The following is a 19,834-nucleotide window of genomic DNA, read 5'->3' as shown; positions in this document are numbered from 1 at the left end:
AGATCCATCTCCCGGGGGAAGGGCCGCGCGGTCGGCGGACGTGAGCACGAAGGCCGGACGACGGTCGGCGCCCCCCGGCACACGGCATTGATCGTGCAGCGTGAAGCTACCCGATGGTAGGCATGAGGGGCTTTAGCTCGCGAACACATAAGAGTCGGCTGATTTTGTCACCGGGGTGACAAGCGTCGATTTCGTGGAGAAGTGCGCGCCCAGCTTACCGACGCTTCAGCCCAATACGCCGCTTATTCGCCAGCGCGCCCTGACTGCGCAGAAGCCCCAGACACGCCGCCAGCCACAACAACACGATCTGGCCGATGAGCGCGATCGCGAGCAGGACGGTCCAGGAGGTGCCGTCACCCTCATCCGTACCACTGGGCCTTACCAAGGCCAGTTGCGTAGCGCTAGGTGCAGGCGACGGAGCATTCATCGGCGGCAAAACCGGATTCTGTCCAGCAGTCTGAGGACCGCCCCGGCCCAAGGGCGGAGCCACCGGATAAGACCCCGCAGGAGGAACCGACCCCGAACCAACACCCTGCCAAGGCGCCCCACCAGCCCCCGCCCCAGGCGCCCCCGCGATCGGTGGCCGCGCCCCAACGCCAGGCGGCCACATCCCACCAGGCGCACCCGGCCCTGCGGCAGGCGGCCGCATCTCGACGCCAGGCGTCCTTGGCACAGCGGCGGGTGGCCGCGCCCCCGTGGCAGGCGGGCGGATCCCGGCGCTAGGCGATCGCGGGCCTGCGGCAGGCGGCCTCGCTCCTGTACCAGGCGTTCCCGGCCTGGCCGCAGGCGGCCGCGTCCCGACGCCAGGCGCCCCCGGCCCAGTGGCAGGCATCCCTGGCCCGACGATCGGCGATCGCGGCGCTGTGGCAGGCGGCCACGCCCCGACAATCGGCGGCTGCACTCCAACGGCAGGTGGCCGAGGCCAGGTGCTCGGCGGTCGCGTGCCAGCGGCAGGCGGCCGAGTACCGACGGCAGGCGGCCGGATCCCGGCGCTGGGCGATCGCGGCCCGATCCCAGGCGGTCGTGGGCCTACGGCAGGCGGCCGAATACCGGCGCCAGGTGCCCCTGGCCCGCCGCTGTGCGTCCATGGCGCGGCGCTGGGCGGCCTCGTCCCGGGCTTGGGCGGTCGCGGAGCCGTGGCAGGCGGCCTCGCTCCAGCGCCGGGCATCCCTGACCCGGCGGCAGGTGGCCGGATGCCAGCACTTGGCGATCGCGGGTTGGTGCTCGGCGGCCGCGTGCCAGTGGGCGGCTGTAGTCCAGCGCCAGGCTGTCGGGGATCGGTGACAGGCGGCCGGGTGCCGGTGCTGGGTGCTCGGGCTGGCTTCTTCTCTGGCCCGGAACGGGGCGTGCTGGAGGCTGGCAGCTGGACGGCGAGCGTCGACTCTTGTTTGGCGTTGGCGGCGGTCGCCACGGCCACGATGCGGGGACGGCCCGTGGTGCGCGCCGCCGCCGGGGTGCGTACTCCGACCTGAAGCCTCCGGGAACCTGCGAGGTCGCCGAACGAGCACCGGAGGCGGTGCGGGGCGCGGCGGGCGCCGCATTCCACCGGGTAGGCCTCCCAGGCGAGCGGGCGCTGCGCGATGAGCGTCAGCGCGGCCGCGCGGGCGACGCCGCCCTTCGTCCGCACCTCCACGTCATAGGTACGCAGCAGATCGGTGCCGAGAACGGACCGGCCGGCGGGCGTCAGCCGGGTCGTCATCCGTACCTCGGAGGCGCCGGACGACGGCGAGAAGACGATCACCGGCGTGATCACGCCGGTCAGCACGACCGCTCCCCACCGGCTCCTGCGCCGCCAGACCCCCGTAGTCACACGTTCCCCTCTCCGTCGTGCACGTCGGGGGGACCGGACAAACTGAGTATTGCCACGTCAGCGCCAGCAATAACGTCGGTTGTCCCTCCTTTGCGACGGCCCCGATTTCGCAGAACGAAATCATTCCTCCGTACAATCGAGGCTCGCGAGGAGAGGAGACCCTGGTGGCGGAGGCCGTACGGTCGCTGGAGCGGGCCTTCGAGCTGCTGGAGCATCTGGCGGACGCCGGAGGCGAGATGGCCCTGTCGGAGCTGACAGAGGCCTCAGGGCTGCCCATGCCGACGATCTACCGTCTGATGCGCACGCTGGTGAACCACGGCTACGTCCGCCAGGAGCCCTCAAAGCGCTACGCCCTCGGGCCGCGCCTGATCCGCCTCGGCGAGGGCGCGAGCCGCCTTCTGGGCGCGTGGGCCCGTCCCACCCTGGCGCAGCTCGTGGACGCCATTGGCGAGACCGCCAACATGGCCGTGCTCGAAGGCGACGAGGTGGTGTACGTCGCGCAGGTGCCGTCCCGGCACTCCATGCGGATGTTCACCGAGGTGGGGCGACGGGTCCAGCCCCACTGCACCGGTGTCGGCAAAGCGCTCCTCGCCCAACTCCCGGAGCCGAAGGTTCGCGACATCCTCGCCCGGACGGGCATGGCGGCGCAGACGCCCCACACCTTCACCGACCCGGACGCGCTGGTCGACGAGCTGGCCCGTATCCGCGCCCAGGGTTACGCGCTGGACGACGAGGAGCAGGAGATCGGCGTCCGCTGCGTCGCCGTGGCGTTGCCCGGGGCCCCCAGCCTGACCGCCATTTCGGTCTCCGGCCCCTCCGCACGCATGACGGCCGGCACCGTGGCCGACGTGGTCCCGCTCATGCGGGACGCGGCCACCCGCTTCACCGCCAGCCTGAAACCCCCCGCCGACCGATAACTCCGCGCCAGCCGATAGGCCCCCGCGTCGGCCGATAGTTCCGCGTCAGCGGTAGCTCCGCGTCAGCTGGTTGCGTCGCGTCAGCTCACAGCGTCGCGTCGGCCGGTTGCGTCGCGTCGGCCGGTTGCGTCGCGACAGCGCCGATGACTCGATTCGGCCGATGAGCCGCAGTCGGCGATGGTCCTCGGTCGATGGCCGGGTCGCTAGTCGATGACCTTGCCGACGACCACGCTGAGATTTCGCAGGTGACGAGGTCGCCCGCGGCGACCCGGTTCACCGCTGGCCTGAAGCCAATCGATGATCCCCGCGTTGGCCGATGGCTCGCAGTCGGTGATGGCCCGGCGCCGGTCGATGACTCCGCGTTCGCAGGTGACGAAGTCGCCTGGGGCGACCCGTTTCACCGCTGGCCTGAAGGCCGCCGCCGATCGATGATTTCCGCGTCGGCGGATGACCCGCGGTGGCGATGGCCCGGGGTCGGTCGATGACTGCGCGTCAGTCGATGACCTCGCCTACGACGACGTTGGGGCGGCCGCCGCGTTCCCAGGTGACGAAGTCGCCTGCGGCTCTGACCAGGAGGGTGGCCAGCCACAGGGCCACGCCGGTGTCGTCGGCGATGCCGACGATCGGCAGGACCTCGGGGATGGCGTCGATCGGCGAGACGATGTAGATCAGGCCGAGCGCCAGCAGGCCGAGCGTCCCGTACGACATGCCCTTGTAGTCGCCGCGCAGCACCGACTTGATCATGCGGGGTACCGCTCGGATGCGCTCGAACATGCCCGGGGTGTCGGGCTGGAGCGTCTCGCTGTAGATCTGCCAGGCCTGACCGGCCGCTGCCGAACCGCGCTTCTTGTTCACCGGGCACTCCTACGTCACACGAACAAGGGCGCGCCCCCGCGGCGCCCACGACTATCTACGACGCACGCCAGGTCCGGGATGTTCCCTTTGCCGGACATGATGCGGATCACCCTGGGCCTGACCGGAGACGGCCAGCTTGCGGCTGCACCGCGATGATCCCGAATAGCGTTCGCATCCACTGAGCCGTGTTGGTCCCGTTGGAGGACGTATGCAGCGAGACATCGGTCACCTGGAGATCATCGTCCGCAGCTACTACGACCATGTGGACGATGGGCGGCTGGAAGCGCTGCTGGCGCTCTTTCACGAGGACATCGAGTACGAGCGGCAGGGCACCCCCACGATCGTGGGCCTGCCCGCCCTGCGGACGTTCTACGAGTCCGGCCGCGTCATCGAGGGCGGCGTGCACCGGCTCGACCAGGTGCTGCCCGGCGACGAGTGGGTGGCGGTACGCGGCAGGTTCGAGGGACGCCTTCGGGACGGGCAGGAGGTGCGGCTGCGCTTCACCGACTGGCACCACTTTCGGAACGGAAAGATCATCCGGCGCGAGACCCTGTTCCCCGGGCGAACGGTCTGACGCCTTCCCCGCGGGGTGCCCCTTGGTTACCAATGGTGAGGTTTCCCTTACACATCCATACCAATGGCGGTGATTCGGGGGTGTTTCCCTGCGCCCGCTGGAAATATGGCGTTCGAGACCCCGCGGGAGGGCGCCGCCTCCTGGGTCTCCCCAGCGTCGAGCACGGGGAGCTGACACAGGACATGTCCGGCGAGCGTCCGAACCAGCCCGAATTCAGCCGGCCGATCTCCGGGACCGCGGCCGGCACCACCTACCTCGCACTGCCGCCGACCGCCGTCGACGCCCGCCCGGCGGGCCCCACCCGGCTCATCGTCGTCTGGCCGGGCCTCGACCCGCCCCGCACCGCCCCGGCGTTCGCCGCCGCCGTGCCGCTGACCGGCGTGCCGACCTGGCGCGTCTTTCTCGACCTGCCGGTCACCGGCGGCCGGCCACCGGCCGCGCTCGTCTCGGGCGACCTGCTGGACGACGCGGGCGTCGAGCGGTACGCCACGATCGTCGAGCAGGCGGCCACGCGCGTTCCTGCCGTGCTGGCGGGGCTCCGGCGCGATCTCGGGCTCAGTGACGGCCCGATCGGCCTGGCGGGCTTCTCGACCGGCGGTGCCGTGGCGCTGCTGACGCTGGCCGAGGCCATCGTGCCGGTCAGCACCGCGGCGGTCGTCGGGCCGGTGATCGCCCCGTCCCGCGCCGCGCGGTTCCTCGAGAAGCGGGCGCGGCGCGAACGAGCCTGGTCCGACCGCGCCCGCGACCTCGCCGACCGGCTCGACCTCGGGGCGCGGGCCGGGGACATCGCCGAACGCGGCGCCCCGCTGCTGCTCATCGGCGGCGCCAAGGACCGCCTGGTGCCGCCGCCCGAGATCACCGCGCTGCGCGACCTGCTGAGGCGGCGTGGCACCGCGGCGGTCGAGTCGGCCACGTTCCGGATGGGCCATCAGCTGACGGCCGAGCCCGGCACCCGGCCGCTGCCGCCGACCACCGAGGCGGTGCGCGTGGACACCGTGCTCACCGACTGGTTCCGCGAACGGCTCGCCACGGTCGACGCGCGAGCTCCGGAGCCACGTCCCCGCCGCGAAACGGCGGAGCACCGGCCCGCTCAGGGGCCGGTGCCCCTCCACCTCGAAGGATCCAACCTGGAGCCCGCCAGCAGCGCCGGCCCCCGCACCTGATCGGACACGCGAACCCGCGGGCGGACGCGTGCACCCACCTGCCGGACGCGCGAAACCAGGGACGGGTGCACGAGACGCGGTGCGGGACGGGCTCAGGTGCGGGCGAGGACCTGGTAGCGGACGGGGATGACGCCCGATCCGGTGCCGCCGACCTCGGCCATCGCGGCCTTGGAGAGATCGAGGCAGCGGCCGCCCACGTAGGGCCCGCGGTCGTTGATGCGGACGATCACGGCCTTGTCGTTGTTCTCGTTGGTCACGCGGACCTTCGAACCCAGCGGCAAGGTCTTGTGCGCGGCGGTGAGCTCGCTCGGGTCGAACTGCTCGCCGCTGGCCGTCGGCTGGCTCTCCCAGTAGTACGAGGCCTCGCATGAGCCCGACCCGATCACCTTGTACGGGGACTTCCTGGGCTTGGGCTTCGCCGTCGGCTTGACTGCCTTGGGCTTCGGCGTGGGGGTCGCCTCCCGGGCGCCTTCTCGGCCGGCCCTGCTGGGAGTCGCCCGCGGCGGGTCTGCCTGCGGGGCGAACGACCGGGGTGCGGACTGGGCGACCCGGGCGGAGCCCGGTGCTCCGCTGCTCGCGAGCGTGGCCCAGCCTCCTGCCGCGAGGACCGCCACGGCGACGCCGGAGACGATCAGGATGGTGCGAAAACGGTGTTCGAGGCGATGCTTGCCAGGGCTACCCACAGAGGAGGTCCTTTGATCGGGGACAGGTCCCCGGACGCCCGGCGTGGCTCATCGCCGTTACTCGCGGCCGTTCAGGCGCCTTCCGTCGGCAGGCCCGAATACATCGCCGCCCGCGGGACGGTCCACCGGGGGAAACGACCCCGTGAACTCCCGCCGCTGCGCGCTCTGGAGGCGCTCCGCTTCATCGCGGTGCCGGCGTCCGGCAGGTGCGGCGCCCCCTGCTCTCTTTGCTCTCCCTTGGGACTCCGCACACAAGTCCATGACCGTACGTCGCGATTCTCGATGGACAAGCAAACAAAGGCCTCTTTGTGGGCTTTGTCACTCACCTTTTGTCGCTCTGGAGTCGATCAAACACATGGGGTAAAGAAACTTAAGATCGTCTTTACTCCGCTTCAGGATGCCCATCTCGGCGCGATAACGACCATGGGCATGGTGTACGCCCGGGTCGTTCGGACATACGCGAACGGGGCGTCCGGGAGTGCTGGGAGCACCCCCGGACGCCCCGTTCGGGCGCCGTCCGGCCGGACGGTCAGTCGACGTCCGGAGCGTCCTCCTGATCCTCGCTGTTGGACACCGCCGGAGGCTTGACGGGAAGCTCCGGGAGCTTCGGCAGAACGCCGTTCAGGCCCGGCAGCCCTCCGAACAGGCCGCTCAGACCGCCCTTGTCAGGCGCGGGCGCGGGTGCGGCTCCGGGTGCCGGTGCCGCACCGGGCGCCGGCGCGCCGCCGCGCGCGGGTGCCGCCGCGGGCGCGGGGCCGCCGGGGGCACCGGGGGCCTTCGCCTGCCCGGCGTCCGGACGGAGAGCACCCGTCACCGAGTTCAGGGCGCCGCTCAGCGCACCCGGCACGTCGCTCGACCGGCCGGCGACGCGACGGCCCGCCGGTGCGGCCGGGCTCATCTGCGGCTGCTCCGGGCTGCTGAAGCCGGCGATGATCGGGCGGCCGTTCGGCAGCGCCTCCACGGCGGTGTCGGTCACGGCCCGCAGCAGCGCCGCGAGCGAGTCGTTCTGTTCGTCGTGGGCGCGCTGCCCCTGCCCGGCCGGAAGGCTGCCGCCGCCCGCCAGCCGGTCGATGGGCAGAGCGTTGGTGACGCTGCCGACAGGCACGCCGTTGGCGAGGCCACCGACCGGCAGGCCGCTGGCGACCCCGGCGATCTGCACGCCGTTGACGATGTCGGTGAGCTGCTTCACCGGCAGGCACTTGGCGCCGAGGTCACCGCTGAGGCCGCCGGGCGGGACGCGGAGGCCGGCCGGGTGCGCGACGGGGACCTTGGACACCAGGGCGCCCGCGGGGCCCTTGGTCACGACACCGCCGGCACCGTTCTCGTCGGTGATCCTGGTGCACTCGGCGGCGCGGCCACCGAGCGCCACGCCCCCGCCGGCCGTCCCGAGCGCCCGCTTGCCGGACGCGGCGACCGTGCCCCGCGCGCCGTCCTTGACGCGCTCGACGTTGCGGTAGGTCCGCCCGGTCCAGCCCTTGTCGGTCGTGACCGCACCGGTCACCCGGATGACGCCGAGCTCTCTCAGCGGGTCGAGGACGGGCTGCGCCTGCGACGGCGTGACCTTGTTGACGGTGTTCCTGAGCAGACCGGTGACCGGACCCTCGTTCGCGTGCGCCGGAACGGTCCCGACACCCACCACCACGGCCACCGGAGCGAGGACGGAGGCCCTCACAAGGCTCCTGGCAGATCGATTCATTTTCCCCCCCGGGGGTTTGACGTTTGACCCTGCACGTGCGCGCGGCGGAACCCGGTGAACAACCCGGCGAACATCGCCGGGCCCGGAATTCGGCCGCACCGTCGAGCCGGGACATTAGTACACGCCAAGTATCCGCACAGCGAATTCACGAATGGTTTGAGGTGCCAGGTAAAGATCTACGGAAATGGCTCGGCGCCATTCAGATGGGCGAACATTTCCCGACATGCCGGCCCGTCCATGACGATCGCTTGGATCGTCGCTGGCCCACAATTGCACCTACGACAAAGCGAGGACGCCCCGGCAGGGCTCCGGGGCGTCCTCGCTTTTTACCCAACGCTGTTACGCGGGAGTACCGCCCATGGCGATCGCCTCGTCGACCTCCTGCTTGCGCGAGGCCAGCTCCTGAGCGTGCCGCTCCTCGTCGACCTGCTCGGCGATCTCCTCGTCCTGGCGCATCAGCGCCTCCAGGTCGGCCTTGGCGTTGTCGAGCACGCCCATGTCGGCGTAGGCGGCCTGCACCTTGTCGCCCCAGAGCCCGACATCCTTCACACATGGAACGATCCGGCTGAAGAGCAGAGACTGGTAGAGCGTCTGCATTTCGGAGTTGTCGACGTATTCCATGCACTTGTCGACGGGCATGTCGAGCTGCTCGAAGATCTCGCGGCCCTTGAAGCGGTCCCGCATCAGGTAGCAGCCCTCGACGACGAACTCCTCGCGTTCGGCGCGTTCCTTCTCGGTGAGCTCGGCGTAGAAGTCCTTGAGCGCCAGCCGGCCGAACGCGACGTGCCGCGCCTCGTCCTGCATGACGTAAGCGAGCAGCTGCTTGACCAGCGGGTTGGTGGACAGGTCCCGGTAGAGTCCGAACGCCGCGAGCGCCAGGCCCTCGATGAGGACCTGCATGCCGAGGTAGGGCAGGTCCCAGCGGGAGTCCTCCAGCGACTCCGAGAGCAACTTCGCGAGGTCCTGGTTGATCGGGTAGTACATGCCGATCTTCTCGTGCACGAACTTCGTGTAGAGCTCGACGTGCCGCGCCTCGTCCATGGTCTGGGTGGCGGCGTAGAACTTGGAGTCCAGGTCGGGCACCGACTGGACGATCCGCGCGGAGACGTTCAGGGCGCCCTGCTCGCCGTGCAGGAACTGGCTGAACAGCCACGCGCCCTGGTGGCGGCCGAACTCGTCGCGTTCCTTCTGCGTCATCCGGTCCCAGATCTCCGACCCGAACAGCGGGTTGAAGTGGTCGGGGAGCCCGGCGACGTTGTCGGGGTCCACCTCGATGTCCCAGTCGATGCGCTTCTGCGCGTCCCACTGCTTGTCCTTGCCCTTCTGGTACAGGTTCAGCAGCCGGTCGCGGCCGTCGTCGTACTCCCAGGTGAAGCGGGCGTCCCCCGCCATCGGCACATTCCAGGTCTCCTGCGGCACCGGGGTGACGTAGCGGTCGTAGGAACTCACGTGTGAACCTCCTGGCGGGCGCGCCGTGGACCTCGTCCGTGATCTGGCCCACCGCTTTACATCCCTTCGTAACATGTAAAGCGACCATCCACCAGACCCGAAATATCCGGCTACGAGCACCTGCAACGACCCCATCGGAGGCTCCGAGCGGCCCTGACCGATCTCGCTCGCGGTCGTGGCATGCCGCCGCCGCGCTACCGTGAAGGCCTGATGAGCGGGATTTTCGGAGACGGCGACGCCGCGGGCAGCTCGCCGGAGCGGATCCGGCGCGGCTTCTGGACGTCGTTCGGCCTCCTCTATCTGGTTCCGGTGGCGATCGCGGTGGCCCACTACTCCGCGGCACGGCGCGTCCTCGGCGTCCTCGCGCTCGCGGCGTTCGTCGGCACGTATCTGGCGACGGCCCTCAGCAAGCGCAGCTGGTCCGGCCCGATCAGGCCGGTCACCTGGGTCCTCCTCGCGGTCCTCGCGACGCTCGCCGCCGTGCTGCCGCCCGCCTTCGGCCGCGACTGGATGGGCCTGCCGATCTATCTGGCGATCATCTGCGCCATGATCCTGCCGTTCCGGCGGGCCCCGGCGGGAGTGATCGGCGCGACCGTCCTCCCGGTGGCGCAGGCCGGCCTGATCGGGTCCGACAGGTGGGCGATGGCGGCGATCTCGGTCACCACGTTCTTGCTCGGCATGATGATGTACGGGTTCCGGCATTCGCGCATGCTCGTCGCGGAGCTCCGGGAGGCGCGCGGCGAGGTCGCCCGCCTGGCCGCCGCCGACGAACGGCTGCGCATCGCCCGCGACCTGCACGACCTGCTCGGGCAGAGCCTGTCCCTCATCGTGCTCAAGAGCGAGCTGGCGCGCCGCGTGGCCGACCGCGACCCGGCCCGGACGCTCGGCGAGGTCGCCGACATCGAGTCGGTCGCGCGCCAGGCCCTCGCCGACGTCCGCGAGGCGATCTCCGCCTACCGGCGCCGCAGCCTCGCCGAGGAGCTCGGCAGCGCCCGCGCGATGCTCACCGCCGCCGGCGTCGAGCCGGCCATCCGGACGTCCGGCACGCCACTGCCGGACGAGGTCGACGGCCTGCTCGCCTGGGCGGTCCGCGAGGGCGTCACCAACGTCGTCCGGCACGCGCGGGCCACCCGCTGCACCATCACGATCTCCAGTGACGGCGCCGGCGCCGCGCTGGAGCTCGTGGACGACGGCGCGGCCACCGCCCCGTGCGAGCCGGGCAACGGGCTCACCGGCCTGACCGAACGTTTCGCCATGGCGGGCGGAACGCTCACCGCCGCGTCCCTCGACGGACGGGGTTTCCGGCTCGCGGCCCGCGTCCCCGTGGCGAAGGCGGAATCACCCGCGTGATCGAGTGACGCGGGCGCGCGTCCCAGGTCAGCGGGACTGGAGGGCGTCCAGGGCGACGGCCTGGGCCAGCACCAGGCGGCGGTCGAGGTTGGGGTCCTTGATGTCCACCACGTAGCGGTCGCGCAGGCCGAACTTCTTCTCCACGGAGAAGACGGGCTGCTCACCCGCGTAGAAGTCGAAGTGGTACGGCCAGGCGAAGGGGATGTTGTTCGCGAACGGGATGAACTCCCAGACCCGCCGGAGGATGGCCACGTTCTTGTTGCGCTCGCTCCCCGTGGCCACACCGAGGCCGGGCTGCTCCAGGTGCCAGGTCGAGTTCAGCAGCGACTTCGCGAAGTCCTTGCGGAAATTGCCGATCGGCTGCCCGCCGGGGTCGGTGACGTCGTACGTCGCGCCCACGTCGATGACGCTGCGGGCCTTGAAGCCGAGGATCGGCCGGGACTTGGAGTCGTCGGAGTAGAGGGTCACCTGCTCCTTGAAGGCCAGCCGCTTCTGCTGGGCGAACGCGACCATCTCGCCCTCGGAGCCGTCCGGCGCCTCGGCGCGGACCTCGTACTGGTTGACCATCATCCGGACACGCTGGCGCACCAGGAAGCGGCTCTGCATCTGGAGCTTCTCGAGATCCACGGGGAGACGTCCTGTTCTTTTGCGCTTCGGGAGGAGTGTGGCGAGTGTGCCACATCTACCCGATCAGGTCTCCTCTATGTAGGTCGCCAGATATCCGTGGATCAGGCGTTCGGCCTCGGCGAGGATCTCGGGATCGCCGTCGGGGTTGCGGCGGAAGGCCATCTTGAAGACGGCGTCGGCGGTCTCGACGGAGATGGCGAGGGCGAGGGCGAGCTGGGGGGTGTCGGTGACCGCGAAGTTGTCGACGATCATCGTGCGGATCCGGTCGGCCACCACGGCGTTGTTGTCGGCGGCGGAGTCGAGCAGGTTGATGTCGGCCACGTCGCCGAAGCGCAGCACCCGGAAGCCGGGCACCTTGCGGTGCATGTCCACGTAGATGTCGATGATCACGCCGACCGTGTCGGACCAGTGGGTGAAGGCGCCCTCGGCCAGCTGCCGGGAGACGCGCTGCCCGAAGAGCTCCAGGTTGCGCAGCGCCAGCGCCTGGGCGACGGCCCGCTTGTCCGGGAAGAACTGGTAGACCGAGCCGATCGCGACCTCCGCCCGCTGCGCGATCCGCGTCGTGGTGAGCCCGTCGTAGCCGTCCTCGTCGAGGATCTCCGCACAGGCGTCGAGCATGCGCTGAACTCGTTCGGCGCTGCGGCGCTGGGCGGGGCGGCGGCGCAGTGGGGTCCGGATCTCCGTCACCGTCCCATTGTCGCGCCTGGGGCCCGGCCGCGGGACCAGGACCTTGGGTAGGTGCGCCGCGATGCCTTCCTAACCCCGCCGGTCAGGCCCTAAAATGCGAGAGTTATTCGCGTTCAGCCGTGGATCCGGGTGCGTTTTCGGGTGGTTCGGGTGGGGAGAGGGGATCGCATGGGCTTTCCGGCGGGCTTCCAGTGGGGCGTCGCGACCGCCGCGTACCAGATCGAGGGCGCGGTCGGCGAGGACGGCCGCGGACCCTCGACCTGGGACACCTTCGCGCACACGCCCGGCCGGGTGAAGGACGGCCACACCGGCGACGTCGCGTGCGACCACTACCACCGCTGGCCCGAGGACCTGGAGCTGATGACCGGGCTCGGCGTCGACTCCTACCGCTTCTCCGTCGCCTGGCCGCGCGTCCAGCCGGCCGGCAGCGGCCTCGTCAACCCCAAGGGCCTGGACTTCTACGAGCGCCTGGTGGACGGCCTGCTCGAACGGGGCATCTCCCCCGCCGCGACGCTCTACCACTGGGACCTGCCCCAGCCGCTGGAGGACGCGGGCGGCTGGATGAGCCGCGACACGGCCTACCGGTTCGCCGAGTACACCTACCTCGTGGCCGAACGCCTCGGCGACCGCGTCGACAAGTGGATCACGCTGAACGAGCCGGTCGTGGTCATGGCCTACGGCTACGCCTTCGGCGTGTACGCGCCGGGCCAGGCACTGATGATGGACGCGCTCCCCACCGCGCACCACCAGCTGCTCGGCCACGGACTCGCCGTCAACGCCCTGCGCGGCCGCGGCGCGCGCCAGATCGGGATCACCAACCACTACTCGCCCGCCTGGCCCGCCGACCCGGCGAGCGACGCCGACCTGGCCGCCGCCGGCGCGTTCGACGCGCTCATGAACGGGCTCTTCACCGACCCCGTCCTGCGCGGCGCCTACCCCGACCTCGGCGCCGTCGGCGGCCCGGACCTCGCGGGCTTCGTCAAGGACCAGGATCTGGCGGTCATCTCATCGCCGATCGACTTCCTCGGCGTGAACTACTACCAGCCGACCCGCCTGGCCGCCCCGCCACAAGACGGCCCGCTGCCGTTCGAGATGACCGAGATCGAGGGCCGTCCAGTCACCGGCATGGGCTGGCCGATCGTGCCCGCCGCGCTCGGCGACCTCCTGCGGGGGCTGCGGGACCGGTACGGGGACGCCCTGCCGCCGGTCTACATCACCGAGAACGGCTGCTCGTTCGCGGACGAGGCCGGGCCCGACGGCACCGTGGACGACACGGCCCGGATCGAGTTCCTGGACGCCCACATCGGGGCCGTGCGCGACGCCATCGACGACGGCGTGGACGTTCGCGGCTACTACACCTGGTCGCTCATGGACAACTTCGAGTGGGCCGAGGGGTACGGCCCGCGGTTCGGCCTGGTCCACGTCGACTACGAGACCCTGCGTCGCACGCCGAAGCGCTCGTACGGCTGGTACCGGGATCTGATCACCGCGTGCCGCGGCTGAACCGACGAACCATCGAACTGAGGCATGACGTGCCGGGCCATCGGGCGGGGGCCTATGGCCCGGCTCGCCATGCCTCAGGGGATCACGCCAGCCGGGCGAAGAGCCGCTGCGCGGCGGGCTGGGTCCACTGGACGCGGTTCGGGTCGAGCGGGTAGGGCTCGACCGGCACGGTGACGAACTTCATCGTGGAAGGGTCGCCGGTGCTGCGCGCCAGGTCGTACATCGAGCGCAGGCTCAGCCCGGGATCGGTGGTGATCGACTTGGTCGCGGCGCGCAGGAACGAGTAGAGCCTGGCCGGATTGGCGAGCTCGGACTTGGCCTTCGCGGCCATGGCGCTCATGAGCTGCTGCTGGCGCTTGATCCGGGAGAGGTCGGAGCCGTCACCGACGGTGTACCGGGCGCGGGCGTAGGCGAGGGCCTGCTCGCCGTCCAGATGTTGCCGGCCCGCGGCGAGCCTGAGCTTGGCCTTGGGGTCGTTGATGGCCCTCGGAATGGTGAGGTCGACCCCGCCGAGGGCGTCGACCATGCTCTTGAACCCGCTGAAGTCGATCTCCATCACATGGTCGACCCGGATCCCGGTGGTGGCCTCGACGGTCTTCCAGGCGCAGGACAGCCCGGCGGTGTTGAACGCCGAGTTGATCATCCCCGTCCGGGCCGGCACGACCGTGCCCGCCGGGCTCTTGCAGGCGGGGAGCCGCACCATCGAGTCGCGCGGCAGGCTGATCGCCCGCACGTTCTGCCCGCTCGCCGGCACATGGAAAAGGATCATGGTGTCGGTGCGGGCGCCGTCCTCCCGCCCGTACTGCGCGTTGGCCCCGGCGCGGCTGTCGGAGCCCACGACGAGGAAGTTCTCGGCCTTGGTGCGCTTGGGCGGCCGGTCGCCCAGGTCCTCGGCGCTCACGTGCCGGATGTTGCCGTCCAGGCCGGTGTACACCGCGTACGCGCCGACCGTCATCAGGCCCAGGAGGGCGACCATGATGCTCAGCGACCAGCGCATGCGCTTGGACGGCCCCCGCCGGGCAGCCCGGTGCCTGCTCATCTCTCGTACCTCCAGGTTGTCTCGCACCCCCTCCGAGGTACGTGCCAGACCCGCCGCGAGGCTCACCTCGGCAGGACTGGGAATCGACAGGAACCGCTTGCCTGACGGCAAAACGGCCACTCACATGCGAGGCGGCGCCTCGTGTCTCCAGGGAATTTCGCTCAGGTGGAGGACCACCTGGCGGCCGCGGCCCGGCTCACGCACCGACCAGTAGCCCTGATCGCGTACGGCTGCGGCCCGGTCAACCGGTGCCGAGGGTGCTCCCGATGAACCCTCGGCGCCGGTGCCGAGCACCTTGCCTGCCTCTCAGCCGGTTAAACGGTCCTCTCCCGCGATCAGTTCCCGCCTCCCCCCAACCGACCACGCCCCGACACCGGGCCCCCAGAGGCGGCCCGGCGTAGAGCGGCCTGGTGTTGGGTGGTTAGGCGTCTTCTGGGCCTCGGGTGATCTCGTCTTGGGGGGCTTCGCGTTCTAGGCGTTGCTGGGTTCGTTCGCCGACGCGGCGCCGGAAGCGGGCCAGGGCTCGTCCGGCACCTGGCGAGACCCGGGAGAGCATGCGGCTGGCCTGGGCCTCGGGCGCGACGGGGACCACGGCTCGGTTGTGCTGGACGGCGCGCATGATCGCCTCAGCGACCTGCTCCGGGGGGTGGCCACGGCGCTCGAACAGCCGGATCGCCTGTTCGCGCAGCTGCTCGGCGACCGCGGGAGGCATGCCGACGAACTTCGTGTGGCGCACGATCGGAGTGTTGATGACGCCGGGGCAGACGGCGGTGACGCCGATGCCGTCCGGCTCCAGCTCCACCCGGAGGCATTCGCTCAGCTGGAGGACGGCCGACTTGGTGATCGCGTAGGCGGGCAGACCGGCGCTGGGCGCGAACGCCACCATCGACGCGAGGTTGACCAGGTGGCCGCCCTCGCCCCGTTCGGCCATCTGCCGCCCGAACAACCGGCAGCCCCGGTAGACACCGTCCAGGTTGACCGAGCGGACGCGTCCCCAGGCCTCCTCGTCGGTGTCGAGCAGCGCTCCGCCGATCCCGACGCCCGCGTTGTTGACGACGACGTCCGGCACGCCGAACGTGGCACGGACGTAGTCAGCGAACCGCTCCATCCCATCCGCATCGGCCACGTCGACCCGGTAGACATTGGCCTCACCGCCGTTCGCGGCGATCTCGTCCGCCGTGTGCTTGGCCGCGCCCTCGTCGATGTCGGCGGCCACGACCCTGGCACCCGCGCCCGCGAAGGCCAGCGCCGTGGCCCGGCCGATCCCGCTGCCGGCGCCGGTGACCACGACGAGCTGGCCGCCGAAGTCCTTGCCCGGCTCGCCCGCCGCGCGGGCCCGCAGGAGATCCTGCGTCTCCGGCCCGCCCTCGACGTGCTCGACGAACTCGGTGATCCACCGGGCCACCACGTCCGGATGGCTGCGCGCCACCCAGTGCCCCGCCGGGACGCGCCGCACGTACAGCCGGCTCGCCCTGCCCCGCGCCGACAGCAGCAGGCTGCGCACGGCGTACCGGTCCTTGGTCGGCACGATCAGCTGGACCGGCAGGTCGGTGCGGGCCTCGCCCTCGGGCGGGTTCTGCCGCCCCATGTTGGCCCGGTAGAGCCCCAGCCCGTTGAGGGCGTCGCGGTGCAGCGTCGGCGCCGGGTGGCCGGGACGCGGCTCGGCGCCCTCCATCGCCCGCATCCCGCGTTCGAACACGAGCGGGATGGCCCGCGCGAGCAGCTCGCCGGCCCGCGGGGCCATCAGCAGCGGCATGTACGCGCTGCGCCGTGCCTGCCCCAGGACCTCCATGACCCCGCGCGGCCCCAGCTGCGCCGTCTCCCGTGCCCACTGCCCGACATGCTGCCGGGCCGGACCTGAGATCGAGGTGAACGAGGCGATCCGGCCGGTGAAACGTCCGCCGGCCACCGCCTCCCAGCCCTGGATCGAGCCCCAGTCGTGGCCGACCAGGTGCACCGGTCGGTCGACGCCGACGCCGTCGAGCACCGCCGCGAGGTCGTCCATGAGCGCGTCCAGCGCGTAGTCGAGCGGGTCCTCGGGGGTGGTCGAGGCACCGGCCCCGCGGACGTCGTAGGCGATCACGCGGAACCGGGGCGCGAGCGCCTCGGCCACCTCGTCCCAGACCGCGCTGGTGTCGGGATATCCATGGACGAGGACCACGGGTGGCCCGTGCTCCGCTCCCCGTTCGCGCACGGCCAGCTCGATCTCGCCTGATCTCACGCGGTGATCACGCATCTTGCACCTCCGCGGGTGAGGCTGCCCTTCCAGTTGCGAACGTACGCCCCTCAGGTGAGCTGTCCAGACCGCGAGCACGACGATCGATCGGTCATGCTCCGTCGTCCAGCCGGATCATGAGCTGGGTCACCAGCCGTTCGGGCGGTGTCAGGGTGGGCGCGTTGAGATAGACCTCGCGCAGAGGCCCGATCGGCAGATGCCCGTGGTCCGCGCACCACGTGAGCAGGCCGTGTGAGGTCAGGGCGATCCGGTCATACGGGCCGACATGCGTGGCCACCGCGTATGAGCCGCCCGGGAGGACCTCATCGGCACGGTCGTCGTCGGTCTCGGCGGCGATGGCGACCGTGAACTCGTCCGCAAGATCGAGCGGGAAGAGCCCGATCAGCGGGCCGTGCGGCGTCACCGCCGCCAGCGACCGGGCCACGCACCGCGACGTCGCCGCGCCGATGGTGGCGGGCGTCGCCGTGTCCCGTTCGACGAAGACCCTGCGCGCCGGCTCGCGGACGACGGTGACGTCGGCCCTGGGAAGTCCTTCGGCGAGCACGCGTTCGAGCAGATCGAGCGCCTTGCGGCGGCGGGCAAGATCGGCTTTCATCCGGTCACGGACCGCCTGGAGGGCGCTGGTTCCAGACGACAGCGCCTTTCCGATGTCAGGCAGCGGCACGTCGAGCGACCGGAGAAGACCGATGGACAGGGCCTCTCCGGCCTGGTCAGGCCGGTAGTAGCGGTAGCCGGAGGCCGGATCGACCCAGGCGGGGGCCAGCAGGCCGAGGTCATCGTAGTGCCGCAGCTGCTTGACGCTCAGCCGGCACAGGCGGGCGAACCGCCCGATCGGCAGGAGATCTGTCACTCGCACCCCACGCTGGCAAGCCGGTCGGGAGGCTAAGGGGCGGCGGTGAGGCCGGTGCAGGAACGGAGGGCGTTCCAGCGCTTGACCTCGGCGGTCGCGGCGGCTCCGCTCAGGGGCATCGGAAGGCCGGACGAGATGCGGGCGGGCTTCCACTTGGCGGCCGAGACCTTGCCGTCTTGCAGCTTGAGCTGGAGGACACCGGAGCTGGCGGTCTTGCCCGCGGCCGAGGAGAACACGAAGTTGCCCAGGCCGTAGTGAACGTACTTGCCCTTGAGGTAGCCACCGCCGAGCGGAACGTGTGCGTGCCCACCGACCACCACGTCAGCGCCAGCCGCGATGAGCTGCTTGGCGAGATCCTGCTGACGCGGCAGCGGGCATGCCTTGAGCTCCTCGCCCCAGTGCAGATGGACGATCACGTAGTCGTTGCCCTGGCGCGCCGCACGTACCGCCTTCACCATCCGGGGCACGTCCTTGGCGGAGGCGAGGCCGCCCTTGGTCTCGGTGGCCGTCCAGGCCTCGATCAGGTGGTCGTCGAGCACCTGCGTGGCACCGATGATCGCGAGCCGGTTGCCCTTCACGGTCACCTGGTGCGCCCGGTAGGCCTCGGCGGCGTTCTTGCCGATGCCGACCGTCGGGAAGCCCGTCCGGCGGATCGCCTTGAGGGAGTCGCGCAGCCCGGAGTCCATGAAGTCCATGCCGTGGTTGTTGGCCATGGACGTCACGTCCACCCCGGCGGCGCGCAACGCCGCGAACGCCGACGCGGGCGCGCGGAACGTGAACTCCTTGCCGGGCGCGGGCGTGCCGCCGGTCGTGATGGCGGTCTCCAGGTTGACCATGGCGAGGTCGGCGGCGCGGAGCGTCTTGGCGATGGGGCCGAGGGCGGTGGCGGGCTTGGCCAGCCGGGACCTGAGGTAGCCCTCGAAGTGCGTGTCGCCGCCGAAGGCGATGACGATCGGCTGCTTGGCCGCTGGTGCCTGCTTCGGAGGTGCGGACGTGGCGGGCGCCGCGGGCTTCGTGGGGCCCGTGTCGCCCTCGGCCTCGGAGTTGCCGGACCCGCTGCTGCACGCTCCCGTCGCCAGGGCCAGCGCTCCGGTCACGGCGGTCATCGCCATAACGTTCCTGTGCATCGGACCCTCGCCCTCGTGATCGCCTCGGCCCAGCATGCCATGCGGCACCGACGGTCTCCGGATCAAGATCCACGTGAAACATCGCGTGAAACATCACCCCGGACGCGCGGCGTGAGACCGGTCAGGCGGGCCGGGCCTTGACGTCGGCGCAGTTGCGAAGCCCTTCCCACTGCGTACGGGCCTGCTGGGCGAGCGTCCCGGTGAGGGGCTGCGGGACACCGCCGGAAATCACGGCCGGCGCCCAGTCGGCCTTGGTGACCCGCGTGGCCTTGGCCTTGGGGTCGAACGTGAGGGTGAGGACTCCGCTTTGGGCAGTCGGGCCGTTGGAGTTGTAAAAGACGAAGTTACCGAGTCCGTAGTGGACGTACTTGCCCTTGAGGTAACCGCCGGCTTGCAGCACATGCGCGTGGCTGCCCACGATGGCGTCCGCGCCCGCGTCGGCCAGCTGGGCGGCGAGCTGCCGCTGTACCGGAGTGGCGCAGGAGTTACGTTCCTGTCCCCAGTGCAGGTTGACGATGACGACGTCGGCTTCCTTGCGTGCCTGCTGTACGACCTGGACGAGACGCGGCGCGTTCTTGGCCGAGGCGAGCCCGGCCTTGGCGTCGGTAGCGGTCCACGCCTCGACCAGATTGTCGTCGAGGACCTGGGTGGCGCCGATGACCGCGACCCGGGCGCCCTTGACCGTGACCTTGTACGGCCGGTACGCCTCGCCCGCGTTCCGCCCGATGCCCACGACGGGGAATCCGGCCTGCTTGCTCGCCGCCAGGGAGTCCTGGAGCCCGGTGTCGCCGTAGTCCATGCCGTGGTTGTTGGCCATCGTCACCACGTCCACGCCCGCGGACTTGAGCGCCCGGAAGGCGGTCGGCGGGGCGCGGAAGGTGTAGTCCTTGGGCGCGGGCGTCCCGCCGGTGGTGACCGCCGTCTCCAGGTTGACCATGGCGAGATCCGCCTGGCGGAACTGCGCCGCGATCGGCCCGAACGCGGTGTCGGGCGAGGAGGTGAGCCTCGTCGAGAGCTCCCCCTCGAAGTGCACGTCCCCGCCGAAGGCGATGGTGAACGGGTGCTTGGCGCCCCCGCCGTTCCCCGTGGCGGACGCCCCCAGCAGCCCGCAACCGCTCACCGCCGCGCTCAGCGTCAGCACCGCCCCGAGAGCGGCGAACCGCCCTGCCCCACGCCCGACCCCACGCCTGACCGGCATCGCGGCCTCCCCGTTCGCAGCCTTGTGTTCCTGCTTGGATGCCGCGACGAGGGGTCGGGTTCGGGCCGGT

The 19,834-nt window shown here is 70.9% G+C and carries 16 protein-coding genes; 5 read left to right on the top strand and 11 right to left on the bottom strand.

Translation table 11 applies throughout. The features are described from left to right. Positions 1-1,974 precede the first annotated feature (1,974 nt). On the top strand, positions 1,975-2,727 hold the full coding sequence (locus ACGFNU_RS04850; RefSeq protein ID WP_392590210.1) for an IclR family transcriptional regulator: 753 nt from the start codon (positions 1,975-1,977) through the stop codon (positions 2,725-2,727). 492 nt (positions 2,728-3,219) lie between these two features. On the opposite strand, the gene ACGFNU_RS04845 is transcribed toward ACGFNU_RS04850, so the two are convergent. After that, positions 3,220-3,582, bottom strand: coding sequence for a YkvA family protein (locus ACGFNU_RS04845; RefSeq protein WP_392590209.1), 363 nt, complete (start codon positions 3,580-3,582; stop codon positions 3,220-3,222). 208 nt (positions 3,583-3,790) lie between these two features. Here ACGFNU_RS04845 and ACGFNU_RS04840 point away from each other — a divergent pair, with 208 nt between their 5' ends. Both ACGFNU_RS04840 and ACGFNU_RS04835 read left to right on the top strand, forming a co-directional pair. After that, on the top strand, positions 3,791-4,156 hold the full coding sequence (locus ACGFNU_RS04840; protein WP_392590208.1) for a nuclear transport factor 2 family protein: 366 nt from the start codon (positions 3,791-3,793) through the stop codon (positions 4,154-4,156). A 182-nt stretch (positions 4,157-4,338) separates the two neighbouring features. After that, a complete protein-coding gene (locus ACGFNU_RS04835; protein WP_392590207.1) occupies positions 4,339-5,319 on the top strand; it encodes an alpha/beta hydrolase family protein in 981 nt (326 codons plus the stop codon). A 92-nt stretch (positions 5,320-5,411) separates the two neighbouring features. Here the strand turns inward: ACGFNU_RS04835 and ACGFNU_RS04830 are convergent, their stop codons facing one another. The 3 genes from ACGFNU_RS04830 to ACGFNU_RS04820 form a co-directional block, all read right to left on the bottom strand. Next, a complete protein-coding gene (locus ACGFNU_RS04830; protein WP_392590206.1) occupies positions 5,412-6,002 on the bottom strand; it encodes a septal ring lytic transglycosylase RlpA family protein in 591 nt (196 codons plus the stop codon). Between the two features lie 529 nt (positions 6,003-6,531). Then, positions 6,532-7,674 (bottom strand): hypothetical protein, encoded by a 1,143-nt coding sequence (locus ACGFNU_RS04825; protein ID WP_392590205.1) that lies wholly within the window; start codon positions 7,672-7,674, stop codon positions 6,532-6,534. 363 nt (positions 7,675-8,037) lie between these two features. Then, entirely contained in the window at positions 8,038-9,147 is a 1,110-nt protein-coding gene (locus ACGFNU_RS04820; protein ID WP_392590204.1) for a ferritin-like domain-containing protein, read from the bottom strand. A 210-nt stretch (positions 9,148-9,357) separates the two neighbouring features. Here ACGFNU_RS04820 and ACGFNU_RS04815 point away from each other — a divergent pair, with 210 nt between their 5' ends. Beyond that, positions 9,358-10,497, top strand: coding sequence for a sensor histidine kinase (locus ACGFNU_RS04815; protein WP_392590202.1), 1,140 nt, complete (start codon positions 9,358-9,360; stop codon positions 10,495-10,497). 27 nt (positions 10,498-10,524) lie between these two features. Here ACGFNU_RS04815 and ACGFNU_RS04810 read toward each other — a convergent pair whose 3' ends face one another. Continuing rightward, the gene (locus ACGFNU_RS04810) at positions 10,525-11,124 is read right to left on the bottom strand and encodes a hypothetical protein (protein WP_392590201.1); all 600 of its coding nucleotides are present in this window, start codon (positions 11,122-11,124) and stop codon (positions 10,525-10,527) included. A gap of 63 nt (positions 11,125-11,187) precedes the next feature. Then, complete coding sequence (locus tag ACGFNU_RS04805; protein ID WP_392590199.1) at positions 11,188-11,811, bottom strand: TetR family transcriptional regulator; 624 nt, start codon at positions 11,809-11,811, stop codon at positions 11,188-11,190. 168 nt (positions 11,812-11,979) lie between these two features. On the opposite strand from ACGFNU_RS04805, the gene ACGFNU_RS04800 reads away from it, so the two are divergent. Next, the gene (locus ACGFNU_RS04800; protein ID WP_392590197.1) at positions 11,980-13,314 is read left to right on the top strand and encodes a GH1 family beta-glucosidase; all 1,335 of its coding nucleotides are present in this window, start codon (positions 11,980-11,982) and stop codon (positions 13,312-13,314) included. A gap of 82 nt (positions 13,315-13,396) precedes the next feature. On the opposite strand, the gene ACGFNU_RS04795 is transcribed toward ACGFNU_RS04800, so the two are convergent. The 5 genes from ACGFNU_RS04795 to ACGFNU_RS04775 all read right to left on the bottom strand — a co-directional run bounded on the left by ACGFNU_RS04795 (position 13,397) and on the right by ACGFNU_RS04775 (position 19,764). Then, on the bottom strand, positions 13,397-14,353 hold the full coding sequence (locus ACGFNU_RS04795; RefSeq protein WP_392590195.1) for an LCP family protein: 957 nt from the start codon (positions 14,351-14,353) through the stop codon (positions 13,397-13,399). Between the two features lie 421 nt (positions 14,354-14,774). Then, on the bottom strand, positions 14,775-16,589 hold the full coding sequence (locus ACGFNU_RS04790; RefSeq protein ID WP_392590194.1) for an SDR family oxidoreductase: 1,815 nt from the start codon (positions 16,587-16,589) through the stop codon (positions 14,775-14,777). A gap of 91 nt (positions 16,590-16,680) precedes the next feature. Next, positions 16,681-17,439, bottom strand: coding sequence for a MerR family transcriptional regulator (locus ACGFNU_RS04785; protein WP_392590193.1), 759 nt, complete (start codon positions 17,437-17,439; stop codon positions 16,681-16,683). A 32-nt stretch (positions 17,440-17,471) separates the two neighbouring features. Next, on the bottom strand, positions 17,472-18,551 hold the full coding sequence (locus tag ACGFNU_RS04780) for a CapA family protein (protein ID WP_392591009.1): 1,080 nt from the start codon (positions 18,549-18,551) through the stop codon (positions 17,472-17,474). Between the two features lie 136 nt (positions 18,552-18,687). After that, positions 18,688-19,764 (bottom strand): CapA family protein, encoded by a 1,077-nt coding sequence (locus tag ACGFNU_RS04775; protein ID WP_392590191.1) that lies wholly within the window; start codon positions 19,762-19,764, stop codon positions 18,688-18,690. Positions 19,765-19,834: the final 70 nt, after the last annotated feature.

This window comes from Spirillospora sp. NPDC048911, from assembly GCF_043198015.1.
Taxonomy (GTDB): Bacteria; Actinomycetota; Actinomycetes; order Streptosporangiales; family Streptosporangiaceae; genus Spirillospora.
The sequence above is the reverse complement of the archived record's forward strand: the minus strand, read 5'-3'. Positions and strand labels throughout refer to the sequence as shown.